We start from the raw sequence: 22445 nt of genomic DNA, 5'->3' as shown, positions 1-22445 counted from the left end.
TGCTCGCGCTCAGGGGAGCGACGGCGGTCGGTTCTCGTCGCGCAGGCAGATCGATTCCAGCGCGGTGTATGCGTGGTGCATGGTCTGTGTGGTCACGCCGGCAAGTCGTTCCGACCACAGCTGGCCGTTACTGCTCTTTTTCTGGAACACGTACTTGGTGGCGAAATTCGCCATCATGTTGATCCGACTTTCAGTGCCGTTGAAGATCCGCTCCCAGCCCGCCCCGTCCGAAACGCAGGTCAGCGCATCCGATTGGGAGAAGCGGTCCACCGCCGCCTGCGCTCCATCGAGCACGTCCTGGAAGTACTCGATCAAGACCTCGGTGATCTCGTGCGCGCCATCACGCGGCTCCTCAATGTGATAGTCATGGCCGACGACTTCACCGGGTCCGTAATTCTCTGCAGCAGTATTCATGATCGGTCTCCAGGCAAACAGAACAGGTCAAGGGTGAAAGCGGACGGTGCGTGCGTGACCCTTTCTTTAAAGATACTCATCCCTTAGTGTTGCAATAGATCTCAGAGATGAAACCTGGAGTTGCTGATGCAGGAACCCGCGACTGTCGACCTCTTGGACGTGATCGCGTTCGTTCGCGTGGTTGAGACTGGCAGCATTGCGACTGCCGCTGCGAGCCTCGGCCTGGCGAAGTCGATCGTAAGCCGCCGCATCAGTCGTCTTGAGGATGTGCTGGGAGCCGCGTTGCTGGCGCGCACGCCAAAAGGCACGACGCTCACCGACATCGGCCGCGATTATCATGCCCGCGCATCTTCCGGTCTGGCGGAACTGGAGTCCGCCCAAGAGGCGGTCAAGAAGTCGGCAACCGAAGTGTCCGGCCAGTTGCGAGTATCCGTGCCGGTGGCCTTCGGCGAGGTCTGTCTCGCCCCGCTGCTGGCGGACTTTGCAGTCCTGCACCCGCGTATTCAACTCGACGTCCGCTTCGAGGACCGCCAGGCTGACATGATCACCGAATCCTATGATCTGGCCGTACGGATTGGGAGTCTCCCGGACTCCAATCTCATCACGCGCAAGCTTGCGAAGGTTCGTTGGGCTGTGATCGCCAGCCCCGCCTATCTTGATGCCCGCGGCCGTCCGGCCAAGCCTGTTGACATGGCTACGCACGATGCCGTGCTGTACACCTACGGTAGTGCGCAATGGCGCTTCGAGGGACCGGATGGATGGGAGAATGTTCGGGTCAACTCGCGATTTCATACCGACAATGGCGAGATGCTGCTAACGGCAGTGCGCGCTGGACTCGGCGTTGGGGTCCTGCCGATGTTCATGGTGCAAAAGCTGATCGAGCGAGGCGAACTGGAATTCGTCCTTCCAGCATTCCCCCGCGAGGGGGCTGATCTCCATCTCTTAATGCCCCCTGCGCGCGCGGGCATCGCCCGCGTGCGCGCGCTCGTGAATTTTCTGAGCGAAAGGTTCGAACGAGAGATCTGAACCGGTGAGATCGCAGTGCCCTGCTGCGGATTGATCATTACGCGATCAGACGAACATCAGCCCAGGTTTCGCTGGCGCTCGCCCGTGCGGGCAGCACGCTCCACCACGGCAACGAGTCGGCTATTGTGAACAGCGTGCGCGAACCCTGGGGTCTGGAAGGTACCCGCTGCAATATCGCGTGCCAGGCTGCCATACACTTCGCCGACATTGATGGCGGCGCCCTTCCAGAAATCCGCCGCTGTCGGACCAACGCCCGATGCGAGCGGCACCTCGGGCGCCGCGAACTCCACGCTGGCCGACAGAACCAGGTCGCCGACCTGCACGCCGGCGGCATGGTTGCCTGTCAGCTTCAGAGAGCCTGTCGAGCCTCGAATATCCAGGACGAAGTGCGCGTCAGCCTCCGGGACACCGGCCAACACTTGCACAGACACGTTAGCACCGAGCGCTGTCTTGGCGATGATATCAACGTGATCAGGGATCTCTCGGACGGAAGTTCCACCGGTGTCGATCAACTGAATTTCCGGCCACAGGAGATCCGTGCGCGCATCGACCTCTGTGATATTCCCAAGGACCGCTTCGACGACGTCGAGAACGTGACCCGTCGTGATCGTCAGAAAGCTCGCGCCGGACGCAGCCTTGTTGAAGTAATCATAGGCACTTGGGGACTGCGGACCGAACCCGAAGGTCGTCGCTCTTACAGACGCAGACATCAGCCTGCCAATCCTGCCGGAAGCGACAATCTCGGCGGCGCGACGCACGGAAGGGTTTAGTCGCCCTTGCAATCCAATTGCTGTATGCAGCGACCCTGCCGCGCCGGCCATTTCCTGCGTCTCGGCCAAGGTCGAACCGAGCGGGGCCTCGCAGTACACCGCCTTCTTCGCCTCCAAGGCGGCGAGCACCAGCTCCCGGTGTGCGGGAACCTTCACCGCGACGGTAACGAGATCGATACTGTCGTCACGGATGAGCTCGTAAGGATTTGCGTACCAGCGCTCGGCACCGAACGTCTCCGCAGCAGCCTTGGCGCTCGCTTCGTGACGGGTTGCCACTGCCGCTAGAACCAGCCCCGGTTGCGCACGAATCGCCGGGATGTGAGAGGCGCCTGCCCAGCTCGCCTTGGTATCCGCACCGATGATTCCTACACGCAGTTGTTTAATCGACATGTCATATTTCCAGAATGTTTATCAATGGGGAAAGGACGAGCAGCGCGGGTCTCGACTGCTGACTGCATCCACCTCGGAATGGTCGACGTCGTCCAGGCGAATCGACATGGGTAGATCCTTGTCGATGCTCGCTGCCACGTTACGCTTTGCATTGAGCATCCAGAAGCCCACAATGGACACATCAGTGGTAAGCGCGCGTTTACAATCGAGCCATGGATCCCTCCCTGCTTCCGTCACTCGCATGGTTTGCTCACATCGCCCAGCACCGCAGCTTCACGCGCGCAGCGGAAGAGATGGGCGTGTCACGGGCCGCCCTGTCGCAGAATCTCAAGGCTCTGGAGCGCCAGTTGGGCGTGAGGCTGCTCTACCGCACGACTCGCGATATGTCCCTGACCGAGGCAGGCCAGCGGCTGCTCGACACGCTGCGACCCGCGCTCGGCGAGATCGAACATACAGTCCGAAATCTGAGTGACGCGGCGGGCGCTCCATCCGGCCTGCTCAGAGTCAACACATCGCGCCTGGCGGCGCGGGTGCTCTTGGAACCGCACCTGGCCGATTTCCACGCGCGCTATCCGCAGGTCAAGCTCGAATTGATCATGGACGATTCGCTCTCGAACATCATTGCCGATGGCAGCGACGTCGGCGTGCGCCTCGGGCGCAGCCTTGCGGAGCACGTCGTCGCCGTTCCAGTCAGCCCGGCGCTGTCGATGGCGGTTGTAGGCTCACCAACCTACTTCGATCGGCACGGCGTGCCGAAGACTCCCGAGGACCTGGCTCAGCACAACTGCATCAACTACCGATATTCGGGTAGCGGTGCTGTTCGCGAATGGGACTTCAACGAGCCCGGTAAGAAAGGGCGTCATTTCACCCAGGCAGTGGCAGGCAACTTCACGACCAACGACGATGAGAGCATGACGCGAGCGGCGCTCCAGGGAATCGGACTGATCCAGCTCCTCGACATCGCGATTCAGCAGCACCTGACCGAGGGTCGCCTCGTTCGGGTGCTGCGCAATTGGAGTCACAGCCACGCCGGCTTCTACCTGTACTCGCCATCACGGGAGCACATGCCATCGAAGGTACGCGCATTGATCGACTTCCTCGTAGAGAAACGCGAGGTGATATCGCTGCGCTAGTTCACGTGCCGCAAGCTCCACCATTCAAGCGAGAAACGGCGGCGCGTTCTCCCCGCGCAAACGGTAGTTGGGCCGCGGCCGTTCCAGACGAATCGATTCGAGCACCGTGTAGGCGTGGTACTTCGTCTGCGTCGTCACTCCGGCGAGCCGCTCCGACCATAGCTGTCCGTTGCTGGTCTTCTTCTCCAGTACGTATTTCGTTGCATAGTTGGTCATCGAGTTGATCCAGTTCTCGGTGCCGACGAACACCCGGTCCCAGCCCGCCCCGCCCAGGATGCTCACGAGCGCGTCCGAGCGGGTGAAGCGTTCCACCGCTGCCTGCGCCCCATCCAGAACATCTTTGAAGTATTCGATCGACAACTTGACCAGCGCCGGCGTGCCGTACTGCATGTGGTGACCGGCGACGAGAAAGTCGAAGTCATACTCCATGATCTGCTGTTGAGCTTGATACCAGCCGGTGATGTTCTGCGAGGCGTCGCAATGCATGAACGTGGCGCTGCCGGGACTGATGATGTCGATGACGGTGAGCACCTTCTGCGCCGGTGCGTAGATGAAAATGTTGCCGGGGCAATGATTCTCGCCCTTGTACGACAGCTGCAGAGTCACGCCACCGACCATCAGTGTGTATTCCTTGTCGAACGTGATGGTCGGGATCGGTCGGTTCGGATCGGGGAATCGCTCGAGCAATTCTTTGGTGATCTCGTGGGCGATGATCTCGACGTTCGGTCCAAATACCGACGCGGCGCCAATGTGATCGGTGTGCCAGTGGCTGTAGATGACATGCGTCACCGGCTTGTCAGTGACCTCACTGATCGCAGCTAACATGTTCTCGCCCAGCGTGGGCGGCGCGTCGATGGCGATGACTCCATCCTCGGTTACCACGAACGCTGCGTCATAGCCACCGCTCGTGACCCAGTAGAATCCGCCACGAAGCTCTTCCACGTGGTAGCCGAGTTTCTGAAAGCGCTGGCTCTTGAAGTAGGCGGGGTAGTAGCCGGGGGGATCCGCCGGGTGTTCGCCGGCCTCCGGGAACCCGTAGTGGTCGATGCCGAAGAACGCGGGCGTGTCGGTGGCCGCAATCGGTTTCTGATGGTTGTTACACATTTCGTCACTCCTTAGTATTGGTCGAAACGCAGGACTGCCTTGATGGCGCGCCCCGCTGCGGCGTCGTCGAACGCCCGGTTGATGTCGGCGAAGTCGTAGAAGGTGATGAGTCGATCGAACGGAAAGCGGCCGCTTCGATACAGTCCGATCAATTCCGGGATCATGAGCGCCGAGACAGCGTCACCCTGGATGATTCCCTGAAGCGTCTGCCCGAGGGTCAAGCGTGACGCATCCACGACGGCACCGGAGCGCTCGTTGAAGGCCACGAATCCAAAGTGCCCCATAGCGGCGAGGGCGCCGATGCCGGCGTTCAGATTCTCTCTGCGACCACTGGTGTCGAGGACAAACTCCACGCCGCGGGGCACGATGTTCCTGATCGCGACGGCAACGTCATTCTTCTCACGCGCGTTAACTACGTGCGTTGCTCCGAGATCGGCTGCGATCTGCAACCGCTCGGCGTTGATATCGATGGCGATGACCGTTGCCGCGTTGGCAACCTTGGCCGCCATGATCGCCGCAAGCCCCACCGCTCCGACGCCGAAGATGGCAATGGTCGCTCCGACCGGAACCTTCATAGCCTTCAGTACCGCGCCGGCCCCGGTCTGGAAGCCACAGCCCAGCGGCCCGAGCAACTCCAGAGGAACATCGTCGGGCACCTTGATGGCATTGCGCTGGTGCGCGAGTGCGTAGGTCGAGAACGAGGACTGACCGAAGAAATGAGCGTGAAGATTGTCAATGCCGCGCCCTTTCACGCCCACCGTACCGTCGAGCCTCGCACCGGCGAAGTTCGCATCCCATACATGGTCGCAATACGCCGCGTGGCGCGACAGGCACGGCTTGCATTGTCCGCATGAGTGGTACGAGAGCACGACGTGATCCCCGCGCTTCAGGTGAGTCACCGCCGATCCGACGCTCTCGACGACACCAGCACCTTCATGGCCGAGGATGACAGGCAGAGGAGTCGGCATCAGCTGTTGTTTAATATGCGCATCGGTCGCGCAGATCCCTGTGGCGACCATGCGGACGAGCACCTCGTCGCCGCGCGGCTGCTCGATCTCGACCTGCCTGATGACGAAATCTCCGCCCTTCTCCTGAAGTACGGCGGCCTGTGCGAGGCGCCTCATGTGTTCCTCCATGGGCTCACCGCCATCGGTGTTTCTTCAGAGCTGCCAACTTGTGGACGCATGCTTCCGGCATGCGGGAACTTGCCATGGCGATATGCCGCGTAGTATCCGACGAGTTCCTCTGTGGAACCTGCGATGAACGGACCTTGCGCGACCACCGAGATATTCTGTGGCTGCGCTGCGTATAGCAGGACGCGCGCTGCCGAGCTCCCCGTTTTCAACACGAGCGCGCTCACGCCTTCACCCTTCGAAGGATTCGTCCAGCCGACCTGTCCGGTGGTAAGAACCGTTGCAGGGTCACCAGCGTCTACCTGGCCTTCGATGACCACGACAAAGCCGTTGTACGATGCCGGTAACTGCTGCTCGAACTCAGCGTCGGCCCCGAGCCGCACGTCGATCAATGTCACGGGAACAGCATTCTTCGTCAATGCTGTGACACCGCCCGACTCGCCGCTGTAAATGGTTGCTACGACGCCATTCTCTCGGCGTACTGGCATCTCGTCGCGTCTGAGAATCTGCACGCGCGGAGCCATGTTCCGCTGGCGTTCGGGAAGAAGCAGCCAGAGTTGCAACAAACGCATTCCCGTCGACACGGTCGCATGCTCTGCATGGACGATGCCGCTACCGGCAGTCATCCACTCCACATCACCTTCGGTCAGGCGTCCACCTGTGTCCTCCATGGTGCCGCGGAGCATGAAGGTGACGGTTTCCAGCCCGGCATGAGGATGCGCCTCTCCAAACGGGCCGCTGGTTGTGATGTTGTCGTCCGCCATCAGAAAGAATGGATCCGTGGCGAGCAGATCGCCTGGGGCGATCACCAGCGCAGCTTTGTGGCGGTCGCCTCCGAAACCCGGTCCGAGCGGCGGCGTGGTTGTGACGCGGTTGATGAATCTTGGCAGCATGGTTCGGTCCTCCTTCACGAAGGATTTCAGGCCGACCCAGGGGCCAACAAGCTGCCACCGCGGCAACCCGGCGTTCCGGAATCTGCAACGGCTCGAATAGAAACCGTTCGCGTAACTTGCGGCAGTGCCTAAGCCATCTGCTAACGGCGCTGGACACGCCGATGCTTCATGCGGCCTACGCGTTCGTCGCCGTTCTCGTTAGACCTGACAGGAGGACTCGGTAGCGCACTCGCGTCGGTATCAATACGGCTGAACTGCAGCGAGTGTTGGATGAATGCCCTTCAGGTCGCGTGGCTGCAACTGCGTACGTCGCACTCTATTGCAATTCCCGCGCTCTGCCTCGCCGCGACCATCACGCTCCGCTGAGACAATCCGCTGTTGAATCTGCGCGGGCTCGAACGCCAGACGTTGCTCGATCCGCGGTGGCCACGCCCATGGCTCTGCTAAATATGAGATCTGACGGACGTTCGGTGCAATTGTTCGACAGCATCCGCAAGCTGAGGGAACGATCACTAGCGAGTTGATTAATCTGTTGAATCCGCGAGTGCGAGCTAAGACTCGCTGTCGCATCTACGACTTTCCTTTTTATAGCGAGAGCGCGTCGGCGACCTGGCGGCTGGTCTGCTGTCCTCCGAGGAGTTCTTGATCAGGCGATCCGAGAGCCACCGATCTTCTCTACGCGCCCACCTGTGATTCACATCAACCTCATCTCAACGGCTCGTGTGCAAGCGACCGAGTGCAGATGCGCTTTCGAGAGCGGAATCGAGAAGCCCAAACATTCTCGGCGAATTGTCCCGATGACGCGTCCGCAGAAGGAATCTGCTTCGCCTTGCGCTGCCCCTCACGCATACGCGCGGAGCTCGCGCTGGTATCGCCAACATGGACTGGGCTTCTAGCGGCAAGTAGCAGCAAGCTCAGCCCATCACGCGCCGCTTTGATCGACGCAGTGCGCCTGCACGGCCCGCTGAAGAAAATGTTCGCATCGCTCGAGATCGGCGGCGACAACGAACTCATCGGGCCGGTGCGCCTGAGTGATCGAGCCGGGGCCGCAGACCACGGATGACCAGCCGGCCTGCTGAAACTGCCCGGCTTCTGTTCCGAAGGGCACGGCAATGGAGGGCCCCGAGAGCCGCAACACCGAGCGAGCCAGCGCCTCGGCAGCGCCGCCTGCCCCGTCGAGCGGTGGAACATCGGCAAGGATTTCCGTCGTCACGCTGCATTCGCGCCCCTCACGACGAAGTTCGCTGACTACAGCCTCGCACATTGCCTCGAAGGCGGCGCCGTGCTTCGCCCGATCGTCGCCGGGCAGCGCTCGCAACTCCCACGTGAACTCGCAGTTCGATGCGAGGATGTTCATCGCCGTTCCACCTTCGATGGTGTTCACTGCGAGTGTCGAATAAGGCGGCACGAGCCCGGCGTCTGAAGACCGCTTCGATTGCAGCTCGCGCTCGAGCAGGCCCAGGCGTGCGATCAGCTCACCGGCAATCATCACAGCGCTCACGCCGCGATGAGTCTGGCTGGAATGAGCCGCGGTACCCGTCACTCGAGTGCGGCTCATGCACATGCCTTTGTGAGCATTGGCGACCTGCATTCCCGTCGGCTCGCCGACGATCACCGCGCCGGGGCGTACGTTCTGCTCGCTCATCTGCGCGATCATGGAGGGCGCGCCGACGCACCCGATTTCCTCGTCATAGGAGAGCATCAGGTGTACGGGTCGGCTCAGCGTCATTCGTGACAGTCGCGGCACCAAGGCCAAGGCGGTGGCGATGAAGCCTTTCATGTCACACGTGCCGCGGCCGTAGAACTTTCCGCCGTGCGCGCGCATCACGAAGGGATCGGAGCTCCAGTTCTGATCGTCCACCGGCACGACATCGGTGTGCCCTGAGAACGCGAGGCCACTTTCAAGGGGCGGGCCGATGGTGGCGAACAGGTTCGCCTTGGTGCCGGTCTCGTTGGGCACCAGATGCGACTGCACGCCCCAGTCCTCCAGATAATTCCGCACCCAATGGATCAGAGCGAGATTGGAATCCCTGGAGACCGTCGGATAACCGATCAGACGCTCCAGTACCTCGACGGTCGTCAACGGCTTCATGAGCACACCGCCTGGCGCTCCACGGCAATGCCACCGGATTCAACCTTGGCCGAGTCGCCACGCGCATGGCGCTGCTTGTCTTCGATCATTCGAACTTTCCCCGAGAACATCTTCATGCCGACGGCCACGAGCAGGCAGGACACGGCCATGGCCAGGAACGCGATTCCATATCCGCCCAACGTGCTCTGGCCCGATTCCGCGGTTAGCGCGAGCTGTGCCACCGAGCCCGACAGTGCAATTCCAACCGCAACCGACAAGTACCAAACGCCTATGAGCACGCTCACCCAGGTCGTCGGCGCCAGCAATGTGACTTGCGCCAGGCAGATCGGCACGACACACAATTGCCCGAGAGCGTGAAACAGATACGAGACGATCAGCCACCACGCGGACATCCGCTCCGCATCCGTACCGAGCAAAGCCGGCGCAGCGAGTAGGAGGTATCCGATACCGAGCGACGACATACCGACTGCGAACTTCGCAGCCGAGCCCGTAGCGCCGCCGCGTAACTCGAATCGCTGCCACCACGAGGCAACTGCCGGGCCGAGCGCGATGATGAACAGCGGACCAAGCGCGAGATATTGCGAAGCCTGCACAGTAAGTCCGAGCACATCGCGGTCGACGAAGTGATGCGTTAGCAGATTGATCGAAGTCGCGGACTGATCCTCGAGTGCCCAGTAGAGCACCGAGACAGCGGCGAAGCCCAGCAGAGTGAACACTCGCGTGCGCTCGTCAGCATTCAGTCGCGTGACCGCGGCCCAAACGAGCACGGCAAGCGTGACGACGCAGCCTACGGCAAGCAGGATGCCAACGAGCTGACGGTTCTGCAGCAGATACCAACTAGCAACCAGCGCCAAAACAACGACAACGCCTGTGGTGGCGCGATGGGACGCCGGAACCTCGCGCGAAAGATACTGATCGCCCTTGGCGGGACTATGCAGCCAGAAGACGGCGAGGCCGCCGAGCATTCCGACACCGGCCGCACCGAAGCCGTAACGCCAACCGTACACTTCACCGAGATATCCGCACACCAGTGCGGCAGCCGCCGCGCCGACGTTGACGCCCATGAAAAACAACGTGAACCCGGCGTCCCGCCGCGAATCGGATTTATCGTAGAGCGAGCCGAGCAACGTCGAGAGACTCGGCTTGAACAAGCCGTTGCCCACGGCATTCAGAGACAGCGCGAGATATACCACCGCCAGGCCGCTATCTTCGAAAGTCATCGCGAACTGGCCCGCCGTCATGAGCAACGCTCCGGCGATGACGGCGGTGCGCAGGCCAAGGATGCGATCCGCGACGTAGCCACCAACGATCGGCGTCAGATACAGCAGACCCGCATAGCTCGCGTACACGCCGACCGCGTCGGACTCCGTGAGTTGAAAGTGGCGTACCAGATAGAACACGAGCAACGCCCGCATTCCGTAAAAGCTGAAACGCTCCCAGATCTCGGTGAGGAGAATTGCAAGGAAGCCGCGCGGCTGTCCGGCGAGCATCGTCAGGCCAGACCACCGGCCACGCCGCAGCGTCGAGGATCGGCGAAAGCGCGAAGCTCTCCTTTCGCCGGATCGCGCTGGCACACCTGAAAGGAGCCCAGATGAAATTCATACGGCGCGATTGCCGTGACTTCGATGCCGAGGCGTTCCAGTCCCTCGCGCGACTTCGCCGGGATCCGGTTCTCTATGGTCAGATCGAAGTTGTCGCCGAGCGGCAGCATGCGAGGCATGTCGATGGCGCGGGCAACATCGAGCCCATGATCGAGCACATGGCTCAGCACCTGGACGACCGCGCAATCCGGCTTGCCCGGCGTGCCGAGGGCCAGAATAGGTGCGCCATCCTCGAGCACCAGGGTGCAACCCATCACCGAGCGAATGCGAGCCCGCTCATGCAGCCATCCGGTGAGGCTCAGCCCATGGATGGTGGAGCCCATGCTGCCGACCGCCGCATGCGAGCCGACCATCGGAACGCCGCCGACGACCGCGCCAGGAATTCCTCCGCTCTGCAGAGTGTTCATCATCTGCAGCCAGTTGCCGTTGCGATCGACGATGCTGAGCTCGCAACTCCCCGCGGGCTGCTTCATCTCCATCGTTCCCTTGGAGCCAGCACGCAATGATCCGCGACTGACTCTGAGATGCTCGCTCAGGTCCACTTTCGGCCGGCTGTGCTGGAGCATGCGGGCAACCGTCTCGTGGTAGGCGCCATCCATCAGCACATCGACTGGTGAGTGAAAGATGTCCGGATCGTGCAAATAGCCGCAATCACGCTCGGCCCAGCGCATGGCGTGGCTCATCGCCCACAATGCATCGGTGGACAGCGGCTCCATCTCTTCATAGCGGAGCGACTTCAGGACGCCGAGGATCAGCGAGCAATACAGTGCCTGACGCTCCGGAGGAGCGAGCTGCACGATCTCGCGCCCGCGGTGTTTGTATCGCAACGGTTCTTGCCAGCGCGGTGGATTGGCAACGAGGTCGCCAAGCGCAACGCCCCACCCCATGCGATTTCCCGTGGCGACGAAGTCGCGCGCCCACCCGCCCGTCGTGAACCACTCGGGTCCTTCCTTCGCCGTCCGCCGCAGAGTTTCCGCCAGCGCGGGATTGCGAAATCGTTCTCCGACGGGAACGAGAAACCCTTTCGGACAGTACAGCGCCTGCCCTTCTTCGAAATATGTGACGAAGCGCTGGCCCCAGACGTGAACGCCGTACTCGAACGACGTGACGATGTGACCTTCCTCCGCCAGCTCGATCGCGTACTCGCACAGTTCCGCCCAGGGGCGCGAGCCGAAACGGCGATGCAGCTCTCCGAGCCCGGGCATGAATCCGGGAACGCACGCCATCGGAGCTGGCGTGCCCGGCGGACAGTAAGACCCGATATTCGGCGGCACGGGCCGGAACGGCGGCAGATGCGGCACCAGCCTGCCCATGGAATCGAGCTGATGGATGTCGCGCGTCGCATGTTCCCAATACAGAGCCGCCACCGTGCCCGAGCAGTTGGTCATGGACGGTTCGATGGCAGCCTGCACGAGTGCGGCGGCAACGCCTGCATCCACAGCGTTGCCGCGGCGCTTCAACACGTCCAGCACGACGCCGGTGACGATGTTGTTGTCGGTGCTGCAGACACCAAGCTTCGAGGATGCGATGGGTTTGGGGCCCTGCTGGGCGGCGGGAGGAACGGAATACGATGTCGCCATGGTCGAACGGTATCGAGAGCAGAAACAACTGCCCGGAGATTGCCGCCCGGGTCGCCGGACGTTCAACCCTGGCGATAGGACATTGGTCGCGAGAATTGGCCACCCGACGTGGCCCGGGCTCGAATCAGTGCATCACGTCTGGCAACAAGCCCCTCCGCCGCGCCTCTGTGGCGGCAGCCCGGCGGTGCGTGACATTGAGCTTCGTGAAGAGGTGGGCCAGCAGCAGTTTGACGGTGCGTTCGCTCAGACTCAGCCGGCGCGCGATCACCTTGTTGGTCGCGCCCTTCGACAGCTCCTCGAGAATGAGCGACTCACGGGCGGTGAGCGTCAGAGTATCGACGACGACGGAGTCGGCTCGCATGGCCTGCAAGACCTGCGAGGCGAACGCGCGATGACCTTCCGATTCCGCGCGCTGTGACGCCTGTGCGAGCAGCCGCTCGATCGCAGCCCGGCCGACCAGCCCGAAATCCAGGAACGGGCGGATGACGCTCTCCGGGTAACCGAGCCGCAAAGCCTCCTCGACGTAATGCAAGGCCGCCTCGTCGCGCTGCTCCACACACTCCGCCAAAGCAACGAGCAAGTGCGCGCGCATGAGTGACACGCTACGAGGGCCTGTGGCCGCATGCGCCATCATCTGCTGCGCGAAGTCTAGAGCAGCCGATGTGTCGCCGTGTTCGATTGCCACCATGGCAAGTGCCACGAGCACATCATCACGCTGTCGCCAGTGCGTATCCCTCAACAATGTCTCGAGCGGCTCGAACGCAGCAGCCAATTGCCCGGCCCGCCCCTTGTTTCCGGAAGCGCACAGGAACTGAACGCGCAGTGCATTCAGCCACACATCGAACGAGCGCAGGCCGTTGCGAACGCACGCTTGTTGGGCGCGATCGAGCACGCTCAGTGCCGCATCCAACCCTTTTGCCCAGAACGCCAGACGCGCGGCGGTTCCATATCCCATCGCGTAGAAATCGAACCAGCCTTGGATGCTCTCCAGCCAGTCTTCCGCCTGCTCGACCAAGCGCCCGGCGCCGGTCAGATCGTTACGCTCGTAGCTGATGTCGGCGAGAATGGCCTTGGAGCCGGCGGCCAACCCCACATCCGCGCGGAAATCTCTCTGCGTTCGCCGCAACGTGCTGTTCAATCTACGCTCCGTTGCGACCAGCCGCCCGCGGGCGGCATCGTTCAGAGCGAAGTGAATCTCGGTGGAGAGCTCCCCGTAGTTCGAATGCAGCACCTTGTAGCGCGCCAGCGCCGCCTGCGCCGCGAACTCGGACTTATCGAGATCGCCGCGTCGCTGATAGACATGCGCCAGCACCGATTCAAGCACGCTCAGGAAGATGCCGTCGTTGCCGCCGCAGTAGACCATGCGCTGGATCCCCGCCACATAGTCCTCCGGCGGGAGGACATGACGGTAGTTCTCGAAAATACTTTCGATCAGGATCAGATCCGCCTCGAGCGGCGTCGTCGGAAATCCCATGGAATCGAGCGACACTCCCGCCGCGCCGCGAATCTGCTTCAGCAGAGCCCACGCTTCCGGGAGCCGCCCCTCCTTCGCCATCAGCAGGACGCTTCCAAGCCTGAGACGCGGATTGGCTTCGATGATGCGATCGGAGAGCAGCCCCATGACGGTGCGCAGTCGCGCCACGCCATCCTGCAGATAGACACCGAATATGCCGGCATCGAGCAGGAAGCGAGCGGCCAGCTCCTCCTGTTCTCCTTTGCAGGCGAGCCGCATGGCGGCGGTGAGCTGATTGTTGACGGCGTAGTACCTCGCGGCTCGCGCATAGAGCGTACGCACGACATCCGCGCCTTCACGCGCCAGCAGATCACGAAGGAACTCGGCGAACAGCGGGTGCAGGCGGCAAGTGCGCTCCGGTTCGAAGCGCGTGCTGACGAGCGGAGCCAATGCGCCGATCTCCTCCAGCAGTCGATGGCTGTTCTGAGATTCACGCACGGCGTCCGCCACGTGGCGTTCGATGTTCTCCAGAATCGACGTCTCGATGAGGAAGCGTTGCAACTCCGGACGCATCGACACGAGGATCTGCTCGGCCATGTACGCCGCGACCTGGCGCGTGCGTCCCGAGAACGTGGCCAATTGTGAGTGCGCATCCTGCGAGCTGCGAAGCCACAGCAACGCAAACTGCACGGCGACAGGCCAGCCCTCCGTGCGCTCCGCCAACATCGGCACATCGGTTGCGGGCGCGGCGCGGCCGAAGAAATCGAGTAGCTCGTGTCGGGAAAAGCGCAACGTTTCACCGTCCAGTTCGCGCACCAAACCGCGGGCGCTGAGCTTTGCCAGCGAGAGATTCGGCCTGACGCGCGACGCCAACGCCAGGTGCAGGTTGTGCGGCATGTCGGACAGGAAGGATTCCAGGAGTCGATTGATCTCCGGAGTGTCGGTGCGCTCAAAATCATCGAGGATCAGCACCACCGGGCCTGGCACTGCCGAGATTTCGTTCAGCAGATGCGCGAGCAAACGCATCCAATCCACTTCGTCCACGCCATTGATGGCTGAGAGCGTGTGCGGATCCATCGGTACGCCGCCGGCGTGCAGCGCGTTGGCGACGTAGATGCAGAATCGACCGGGGTCGCAATCCTCTTCGTCACAGGTGAGCCACGCGACGCGAGTACCGCGACGTACCAGTTCTTCACGCCACTGGCTGAGCAAGGTGCTCTTGCCGAAACCCGCCGCGGCCAGCACGAGCGTCAGTCGTGCAACCGTGCCCTCGTTCAGAAGCTCGAGCAGGTTCGGCCGGGCCAGCAGCGAGACCAGCGTGGCGGGCGGCTCGAGCTTGGCCCGTCGCAACCAAGCGAGGCGCGCCGACCCGCCGTGCGCGCCTGTCCGCTCTCCGGTCATCGGCAACAGGGTTCCTTAGAAGTGCATGTTGACCGCGAGTGAAATCGTGCGCGGCGCATAGAGCGTGGCCTCCGACGGCAGCCCTTGATTGGGAATGACCTGGCGATTCAGCACGCCCGATATTCCGCGCTTGTCTTGCAGATTGTCAACGTTCAGGTTGACGTCCCATCGATCGAAGCTCAAGCCCGCGCGCAGATCGACTGGCGTGTAAGACGGCAGCCGCGCCGGAATATTGGTGCGGCTGTTGGAGAACGAGGAAATGGATTGACCGACATAGCGCGCGGTCATCCCGAGATAGCCGCGTGCGCTCGGCCCGACGGGAAAGCTGTACTCCGCCATGAATGCACCCGACCAGTCGGGCGAGAATGGCAGCGAATCTCCCTGCACGCCGCCCGAGTCCGGCGCGTCGTCGAGCAGCTCGGTGGATGTGTAACCCGCTGCAGCTCCGAATGACCACGCATCGTTTGGCGCAAAGCGCGCCTCCAGCTCGAGACCTTCACTGCGCGCTTCGCCGCCGTTCGCGAAAATCGTGAAGCCGCCGGCGAGCGTGTTCAACTGAATGTCATCCCAATCGATCCGGAACACCGAAGCATTCAGCAGCAGACGACGATCCATCGATTCCGACTTCACGCCGATCTCGTAGTTGGTGACAGTGTCCGGCTCGAATGCCTCGGCGGCAGCGACACCCGGCGGAATGACCGCGGGGCCGCCCGGACGATAACCGCTCGCCACGGTGACGTAACTCATCAAGCCATCAACCGGCTTCCAGCGCAGCGTCTCATTGAACGTCCAGGATGAATCGGAGGACTCACCGCCGTACAAGGGATTCCCCGACAGCAGACCGCTGTTGGGCGCCGTGTACTCCTGCTGATTGCGGCCCCAACGCAAGCCGCTGATGAAATCCAGAGTGTCAGTGAGCCGAATCGTCACATCGCCGAAGCCCGCGGCTTCCCGATAGCGCGAATGCAGATCGAAGGTATACAGATCGACGCCCGCCATGGGCTGCCCGGTCGTGAGCGAGCGTGCATTGAGATGCGCACCGTACAAGCTCTTTTCATACGTGTAGTACACCCCCAGCCGCCAATCGAGGCGGCCTTCATCCGGCGTCGATGCGAGACGGATTTCCTGCGTGTACTTGTCCGAGCGACGCGCAAAGTCGATCGCAACGCCGAGGTCGGCGATGGGAAACAGCGGACCATAGTTGCGCGTATAGTCGAAGCTCCCGACGTCGTCGATCACGCCGTAACCGGAAACGCTCACGACGTCCGCCCAGCCGAGATCGTAGGTGAGCTTGAGACTGTACAGCTCGTATTTCATCTCGGTGGGTTCGGAGAAGAACGTGCGCTGCGTGCGATCTCCCTCGATGGGAGCGAGCGTGCGAGCATCGACGTGCTCGAAACCGCGACCACTCGAGTCCGCGGTCTGGATGAGCGCGCTCAGATCGATGGACAAGGTGTCCGTCGGTTTGTGCGCCACAGCCACGCGACCGCCGCGGCTGATCGCGCTGTTCACATCATCGCGTTGCGTTCCCAGGTTGTCGACGAACCCGGCATCGTCCCGATAGAAGCCGGAGACGCGCACGGCCGCCTTACCGTCGGCGAAAGGCATGTTCACCATGCCGCGAGCGCCGTAACCATTCGATCCGTCCGCCACATCGTTGCCGCTCACGCGAACGGAGCTCTCGAATCCAGCGGTATCCGCCGCGCGCGGCACGATCTTGATCAGGCCGCCCAGCGTGCTGGCACCGTACAGCGTTCCTTGCGGCCCTTTGAGCACCTCGATCCGCTCCACGTCGAACAGATCGGGATCGGGTGATAGCGCCGCGGCGTTCGCCAGGCCCCCTGTCGCGCCGAACGGCACATCGTCGATATAGACACCGACCGTCGAGGCTTGCTGGAGCGACCCGGTGGACAGACCTCGCAGCACGATCTGGTTGTGGCCGATGACACCGCCGCCTTGGAACGAAAGGCCCGGAACCAGACCCGCGTAGTCCGCGAAGTCCTGAGTATTCAGGCGCGCCAGCGCATCGCCGGAAAGTGCGGTGACCGAAGCAGCTACGTCCTGCACCTTCTCGGCGCGTTTGCTGGCCGTGACCACGACCTCCTCCAGTCCCACTGGCTGTTGCGGCGTATCGGCCGCGTACACGAACTGGACCGAGCCTGCCGACAGCAGACCGATGAAGCCGAAGTGGATGTTACGCACGAGCAGTCTCCCCAAGCGTTTGTAGTAAGCGGCTCGGCCCGGGGATGAAGCTTCCCGGGCGAGTCCTGAATTTCAGTCTAGGGGTGGGCCACGCGAGCGCTCAACGACGCGAATGGTACATCGGCCAGCCAATTTGGACAGAGGCGCCCGAGTCAGTGAGCGTCGGCCGGTCGCGTCTCGATCGTGAAATCCAGCAGCGGCTGCGCGCCCTGCAAGTGCTCGAGGAAGTAATCCCAGGTGCGCTTGATGACGTACGGCTGGCCAATCACCGCATGGGTGCGATTGGGCACGTACAGCAAGTCGTAAGATTTATTAGCGCGTATCAGCGCGTCGATGAGCCGGAAGGCCTGATGCGACGGAACATTTTCATCCATGTCGCCATAGACGAGCATCAGATGGCCCTGCAGCCGGTCGGCCAGACGAGTGATATCGAGTTTGGACCAGTTGACCGGGGACTCGGTGGGATTGCCGCGATGATGCGTGCCATCGGCGTAGAGGGGCGGGCCGACCATATTGTCGAACTGGCCCGTGTACATGGCGGCGTAGTCATACACGCCCGCGGTTGAAACGGCAACCTTGTAAAAACCCGGCCTGCTCAGGATGGCCTGAGCGGAGAATGTTCCACCCCAGGACCCGCCGTAGATGCCCACGCGCGTGAGGTCCATCTGCGGGTGTCGGCCAGCGAGCTCTCGTATCGCCGCGACGTGGTCATCGATGCCGAGTTGAGTGAATTCAGTGTAGCCAGCATCGCGAAATGCTCGCGACCGCACCGGTGTGCCTCGGCCATCCACGGTGACAACGCTGAAGCCGAGTTGGGTCAGCGCACTTTGAGTACCGCCCCAGAAGGTCCCGTAAGCTGCAGGAAAGTTGCGTGGCGTGATGCTGACTTGCGGCCCGCCGTAAGCCGCGTCGATGACCGGATGTTTGTTCTCGTCCGCTCGTTTGCCTTGCGGAGCATAGTAGACCGCGTAGAGATCGGTCTTGCCGTCCGCTGCCTTGACCCGCTCGCGCACTGGCGGCTTCCAGCCAGTCGCGAACAACCGTGATGCGTCGGCACGCTCCAACTCGGCGATCACATGACCGTCGCGCGCGGAGCGCAGCACACTCACGGGCGGCTGATCGACCGTGGACCAGGTGTCCACGAAAACACCGGCCGCCGGCTGGATCAGTGACGTGAGGGTCGTGGCCGCTCCCAGGGGCCGCAGCACCGGAATCGATTGTGGATCGAAATGATGATCCGCGTTGGGCTCGGTCAGAAGCTTCGCGTTCGCGCGCCCATCCAGGCTCGCACGATACAGATGACGATAGTAAGGATCGCGTCCTGGTTCGCGACCACCGGCGGTGAAGTAGATCTCACGGCGTTTCTCCTCCACGGCGTGAATGTCGTGCACCAGCCATTCGCCGCGCGTGATCGCATTCTTGAGACGTCCGCTTTGCGCATCGTACAAGTAAATATGTCCCCACCCGGTACGATCGGAGTACCAGACGATTTCCTCGCCGTCGCCGAGGATGCGGATATTGGGCAGGTTGTACTCGACCGTATTCGTCGCCGAGCGCGTCCGCCACGAATCCTCGATGACCTTGGTCGCGCGGCCGTCCGCCAGATTCAGCCGAAATAGCGCGGTGGACTGCGAGCCGAGCGTGCGAGTCATGACGAATGCCTGGCCGCGCTTTCGGCTCCACCCGAGCACCGCATCGTCGAACAGCAGGCTCGGTTTGTAACCTTCGGGCAGCTCGATCTGCATGCGTCGTCCGGACTGGAGATCGAATATGAAGTAGTCGGCGACCATCGCATCTCGATCACCGGTAAATGCCAGGCGGCTCTGATACACGATCGGACGCCGGCTGCCGTCGGTCGGCACCCATTCGACGAACGGATACGCCGCGACCTTGCGCTCATCGAGGCGCAGCGCGACCAGGTAGCGTGCGTCGGGTGACCAGTAGGTCTGGAATGGCGGCCGCTTCAGTCCGCTCTTTTGCCGCGCGACCGTGCCGAACATATCATCCGGCATCTTGCCCCAGGAATAATACGGCGCTCCGTCGTTGGTCAGTTGGCGTTCCTGGTTTGTCGCCATGTCGCGGACAAACAGATTATCGTCACGTGTTAGCACGGCTCGTCGCCCGTCAGGCGACAGTAGTGCTTCCGGAGTGGGCGCCGGAGCGTCGAACGCCCGGCACTTCGAGGTCTGCAAGTTGCAGTCGATCGATCGTTGCCCTACGCGGCCCGACAGACTGCTGATATCGTCGCTGATTCGCACGTCCGCCAAAGATGCAAGCATCGCCTCGTTCGAGGGCTGCTCGCCGAGTGCCTCGATCAACGCGCGCGTGAGTGCCGCGTGATCGAATGCCGGCGACTTCGCGCCCTTCGCGGTGACGACCACGAATTCCGAGCCCTCCTCGCCATCGCGCCGATACCAGAATCGCCCGGCATCCCCCAGCCAGTGCGGCACCACCGATTCGTTGCGCACCAACCCTTGCAAATTGAATCCCAACACGCGGGCTGCCGCGGCGTAATCCGCCGACGTCGGATTGTCCGCAGCCGAGCTGTCCGCCATCGACGCCTGCGCCAGCCCGGCCAACGAACCAAGGGCCAACAACATCGAAATGAGTGGTTTCATACGCAGCCGTTATCGGGAGTTAGTAGCCGTGGCGCGGTAGAGCTTGCTCACGATGAGCCAGCCCCCGTCGGTCTGGAGCAGGTGAAAATGGTTGGTGAAGTCATAACCCAACAAATTCTCTTCGACGACTTCCCCGATCGCGGTGTTGCCGAACACACGCACCGACTGCACGCGTGCCTTGTATCCCGTCTCGCTCGGTCGCTTTAGCGCGCTCTCGAGAGCCTCGAAGAAAGGCTCCGGTGTGCCCGTTTGCACGCCGAAGAGCCCGTCACCGGACACGACCGCGTTGGGATGGAATAACGTACGCGCGCGCTGGCCGTCCGCCTGGTTCGTGACTTCGATATAGGCGCTCATGACGCAGGTGACCTGCTGCTCAGGCGACGAGGCTTCCGCGAAGTGGTTCGTAGACATGAGCCCCCCGTGACGATGCATTCAGTCTAGGGTTGGCGACTGTCGGCACTCAACGACGCGAATGGTACAACCGCGCGGCAATTTGGCCAGGTCAGCCGATTGGCGGGCGCGAGATCGTTTGGATTGCCCACGGCGATGATCGTCTAGAACTGCGCGTTCAGCCGCACTCCCCAGTACCGAGGGTCGCCATAGACGGACCCGGCGGCAGGACCGCCGAACTGCGCCAGTGCCGACTGGGCCAGAAAATCCGAGACATATGTGGTGTTGAATAGATTGCGGGCGAATAGAGACAATCGGTAGCGCGACCAGACCAATGTGCCGCTGGCGTCGACAAGGTAGTAAGCATCCCGGACCGGGCATGGACCGAAGACGGCCGCCTCGCCGCAGAAGCGAGTGGGACCGACCGCATTGAGCGCTCCGTTGACCTCCAAGGACAGCGTGCTGGACAACGGCCGGGTGTAGGTAGCGGCTGCGCGATAGCTCCATTCGGGAGCGCGCTGGAACTGCTCGCCAACGTTACCGATGCCGGGGGCAGTATTTGGCGAGAGCACGGTCGGCTCAACGGGATTGTAGCCGCCGCTCAGCTCGAGCATCAGCTCGGGCGTCACGCGATAGGAGGTATCGACTTCGACGCCGTAGGATTCGACCTTGCCCACGTTGACAATCGCGACCCTGGGTCCAAGCGGAGTAGGTACCGTCGCCGCGGCGTTGAAGGAGTCCGCATCGATATAGAACAAGGCGACAGAGACATTGCCGCGTCGACCGTCGAAGTTGGTCTTCCATCCCGCCTCGTACGACCATAGTTCCTGGTTCGGGAAGGTTGCGAGCGGGCTCCCGGTCCCGACCAGCGGCGCGTTGAAGCCGCCTTGCGTGAATCCCTTGCTGATCGTGCCATAGACTTGCCGGTCGGGATCAAATTGATAACGGGCCGTCAGTTTGGGCTGGAAACCATGGAACTTTGCATCAGCCCCGATGCCGGTAGCAGGCCGCAACTCCTGCTCGATTTCGTCATAGCGCGCGCCGCCGCCGATCACCACATGTTCGGTCAGCCTGTATTCCAGATCGGTGAACGCTGCGTAGCCTTTGTAATGAACAGCGGCCGCCTTCTGAAAGAGCGACCCGCCGCCCAGCACGGCACCGCCAAGTGTATTGCCGCACTCACCGCAATCGCCTAGCTTGCCGCGATTGTAGTAGCCGCCGACCAGCCACTTGAAAGGCCCCTCACCGCTCGACAGAGCACGCACTTCCTGACTGAAGTCATGGAGAGCGCTGACTCCTCTCGCCGAAAAGAAATCGGACGCCATCGTGTCGATGTCGAACGTATCGCTGAACTGAATCTTGGTTAATGCGGAGGTGCTCGTCAGCTCGAAGGCATCGGCCGAGTAGGTAAGACGGCCCGAATAGGCGTCGCTGCGGACACGACTTTCCTGGCGGCTCCCAGCCAGAGCGCCAGTCGCGGCGCCGAAGCGCGGAGTAACCCGCAAATTGCCATGCTTGTCATCGATATCGGCCACCTGATGGTAGAGGAAGCTCGGCCCGATCTTGTCGACGTAGGTGTACTTCAAATCGGCCGCCAGGTTGCTCATCGGCGTGATCGTGACACGGCCAGTGAACGCGTCGAAATCGTCGCGATCAGCATTGCTGCCATCGGAAAAGTTACGGAAGCCCGAGCGCCGCTGCATCGAGCCCGAAATGCGCGCAGTGATCAGATCCTCGACGATAGGTCCCGCGACGGTCGCCGAACCGCGTTGTGTGTCGCCATTGCCGAGCTCCGCATTGACCTCACCCTCGAGAACGTTCGCAGGCGCGCGGGTGACATAGCTGATGGCACCCGAATAAGCATTTCGACCGTAGAGCGTACCCTGCGGCCCTTTGAGGACCTCGACACGTTCCACGTCGAACAGCGGAATCGAAAAAGCGACATCGCTGGGCTGGTAGACACCGTCGATATACAGCCCGACACCTGGCACACCGAGGCCACGCATCGTCACGGAAATGCGCGTGGCGCGCGGTGAAGTGATGAAAAAATTCGGCAGCTTGGTCGACAGATCGTTGAGAGTGAAATTCCCCACCGGCGCCAGGTCGCTTGCAGAGAACACGTCGATCGTCGCCGGAATCTCGTTCAATCGTTCGGAGCGCTTTCTCGCGGTCACGATGACCTCGGTCAGAACCCCATCTGTCGCTTCCGAGTCGGAGGGCGACGCAACTGCGTCGGACGTTGGCG

General features: G+C 62.0%; 15 protein-coding genes. 2 read left to right on the top strand and 13 right to left on the bottom strand.

Features of this window, described 5'->3' with window-relative positions; all coding sequences use genetic code 11:
* Nucleotides 1-9 precede the first annotated feature (9 nt).
* Nucleotides 10-414 (bottom strand): hypothetical protein, encoded by a 405-nt coding sequence (locus VGD45_RS10660; protein ID WP_331155277.1) that lies wholly within the window; start codon nt 412-414, stop codon nt 10-12.
* A 126-nt stretch (nt 415-540) separates the two neighbouring features.
* On the opposite strand from VGD45_RS10660, the gene VGD45_RS10655 reads away from it, so the two are divergent.
* On the top strand, nt 541-1440 hold the full coding sequence (locus tag VGD45_RS10655) for a LysR family transcriptional regulator (protein WP_331155276.1): 900 nt from the start codon (nt 541-543) through the stop codon (nt 1438-1440).
* 56 nt (nt 1441-1496) lie between these two features.
* Here the strand turns inward: VGD45_RS10655 and VGD45_RS10650 are convergent, their stop codons facing one another.
* A complete protein-coding gene (locus VGD45_RS10650) occupies nt 1497-2600 on the bottom strand; it encodes a Gfo/Idh/MocA family oxidoreductase (protein ID WP_331155275.1) in 1104 nt (367 codons plus the stop codon).
* Nucleotides 2601-2812: 212 nt separating this feature from the next.
* Between VGD45_RS10650 and VGD45_RS10645 the strand changes: the two genes are divergently transcribed.
* Entirely contained in the window at nt 2813-3733 is a 921-nt protein-coding gene (locus VGD45_RS10645; protein ID WP_331155274.1) for a LysR family transcriptional regulator, read from the top strand.
* A gap of 24 nt (nt 3734-3757) precedes the next feature.
* Here the strand turns inward: VGD45_RS10645 and VGD45_RS10640 are convergent, their stop codons facing one another.
* The 11 genes from VGD45_RS10640 to VGD45_RS10590 all read right to left on the bottom strand — a co-directional run bounded on the left by VGD45_RS10640 (nt 3758) and on the right by VGD45_RS10590 (nt 22374).
* Complete coding sequence (locus tag VGD45_RS10640; protein ID WP_331155273.1) at nt 3758-4837, bottom strand: MBL fold metallo-hydrolase; 1080 nt, start codon at nt 4835-4837, stop codon at nt 3758-3760.
* 11 nt (nt 4838-4848) lie between these two features.
* Nucleotides 4849-5961: an NAD(P)-dependent alcohol dehydrogenase gene (locus tag VGD45_RS10635; protein ID WP_331155272.1), complete on the bottom strand. Its 1113-nt coding sequence runs from the start codon at nt 5959-5961 to the stop codon at nt 4849-4851.
* On the bottom strand, nt 5958-6863 hold the full coding sequence (locus VGD45_RS10630; protein ID WP_331155271.1) for a pirin family protein: 906 nt from the start codon (nt 6861-6863) through the stop codon (nt 5958-5960). Before VGD45_RS10630 ends, VGD45_RS10635 begins: the two co-directional genes overlap by 4 nt.
* 922 nt (nt 6864-7785) lie before the next feature.
* Nucleotides 7786-8955, bottom strand: a complete 1170-nt coding sequence (argE, locus tag VGD45_RS10625; protein WP_331155270.1) for an acetylornithine deacetylase — start codon at nt 8953-8955, stop codon at nt 7786-7788.
* A complete protein-coding gene (locus VGD45_RS10620; RefSeq protein WP_331155269.1) occupies nt 8952-10445 on the bottom strand; it encodes an oligopeptide:H+ symporter in 1494 nt (497 codons plus the stop codon). The genes argE and VGD45_RS10620 overlap by 4 nt, the downstream gene beginning before the upstream one ends.
* Nucleotides 10446-10447: 2 nt before the next feature.
* Nucleotides 10448-12136 (bottom strand): gamma-glutamyltransferase, encoded by a 1689-nt coding sequence (locus tag VGD45_RS10615; RefSeq protein WP_331155268.1) that lies wholly within the window; start codon nt 12134-12136, stop codon nt 10448-10450.
* Nucleotides 12137-12260: 124 nt separating this feature from the next.
* On the bottom strand, nt 12261-14990 hold the full coding sequence (locus tag VGD45_RS10610) for a LuxR C-terminal-related transcriptional regulator (protein WP_331155267.1): 2730 nt from the start codon (nt 14988-14990) through the stop codon (nt 12261-12263).
* Nucleotides 14991-15005: 15 nt separating this feature from the next.
* The gene (locus tag VGD45_RS10605; RefSeq protein WP_331155266.1) at nt 15006-17192 is read right to left on the bottom strand and encodes a TonB-dependent receptor; all 2187 of its coding nucleotides are present in this window, start codon (nt 17190-17192) and stop codon (nt 15006-15008) included.
* Between the two features lie 152 nt (nt 17193-17344).
* The gene (locus tag VGD45_RS10600) at nt 17345-19810 is read right to left on the bottom strand and encodes a S9 family peptidase (protein ID WP_331155265.1); all 2466 of its coding nucleotides are present in this window, start codon (nt 19808-19810) and stop codon (nt 17345-17347) included.
* A 9-nt stretch (nt 19811-19819) separates the two neighbouring features.
* Nucleotides 19820-20221: a nuclear transport factor 2 family protein gene (locus tag VGD45_RS10595; RefSeq protein WP_331155264.1), complete on the bottom strand. Its 402-nt coding sequence runs from the start codon at nt 20219-20221 to the stop codon at nt 19820-19822.
* A 143-nt stretch (nt 20222-20364) separates the two neighbouring features.
* On the bottom strand, nt 20365-22374 hold the full coding sequence (locus VGD45_RS10590; protein ID WP_331155263.1) for a TonB-dependent receptor: 2010 nt from the start codon (nt 22372-22374) through the stop codon (nt 20365-20367).
* Between the last annotated feature and the right edge of the window lie 71 nt (nt 22375-22445).

It is taken from the genome of Steroidobacter sp. (assembly GCF_036402275.1).
Taxonomy (GTDB): domain Bacteria; phylum Pseudomonadota; class Gammaproteobacteria; order Steroidobacterales; family Steroidobacteraceae; genus Steroidobacter.
The sequence above is the reverse complement of the archived record's forward strand: the minus strand, read 5'-3'. Positions and strand labels throughout refer to the sequence as shown.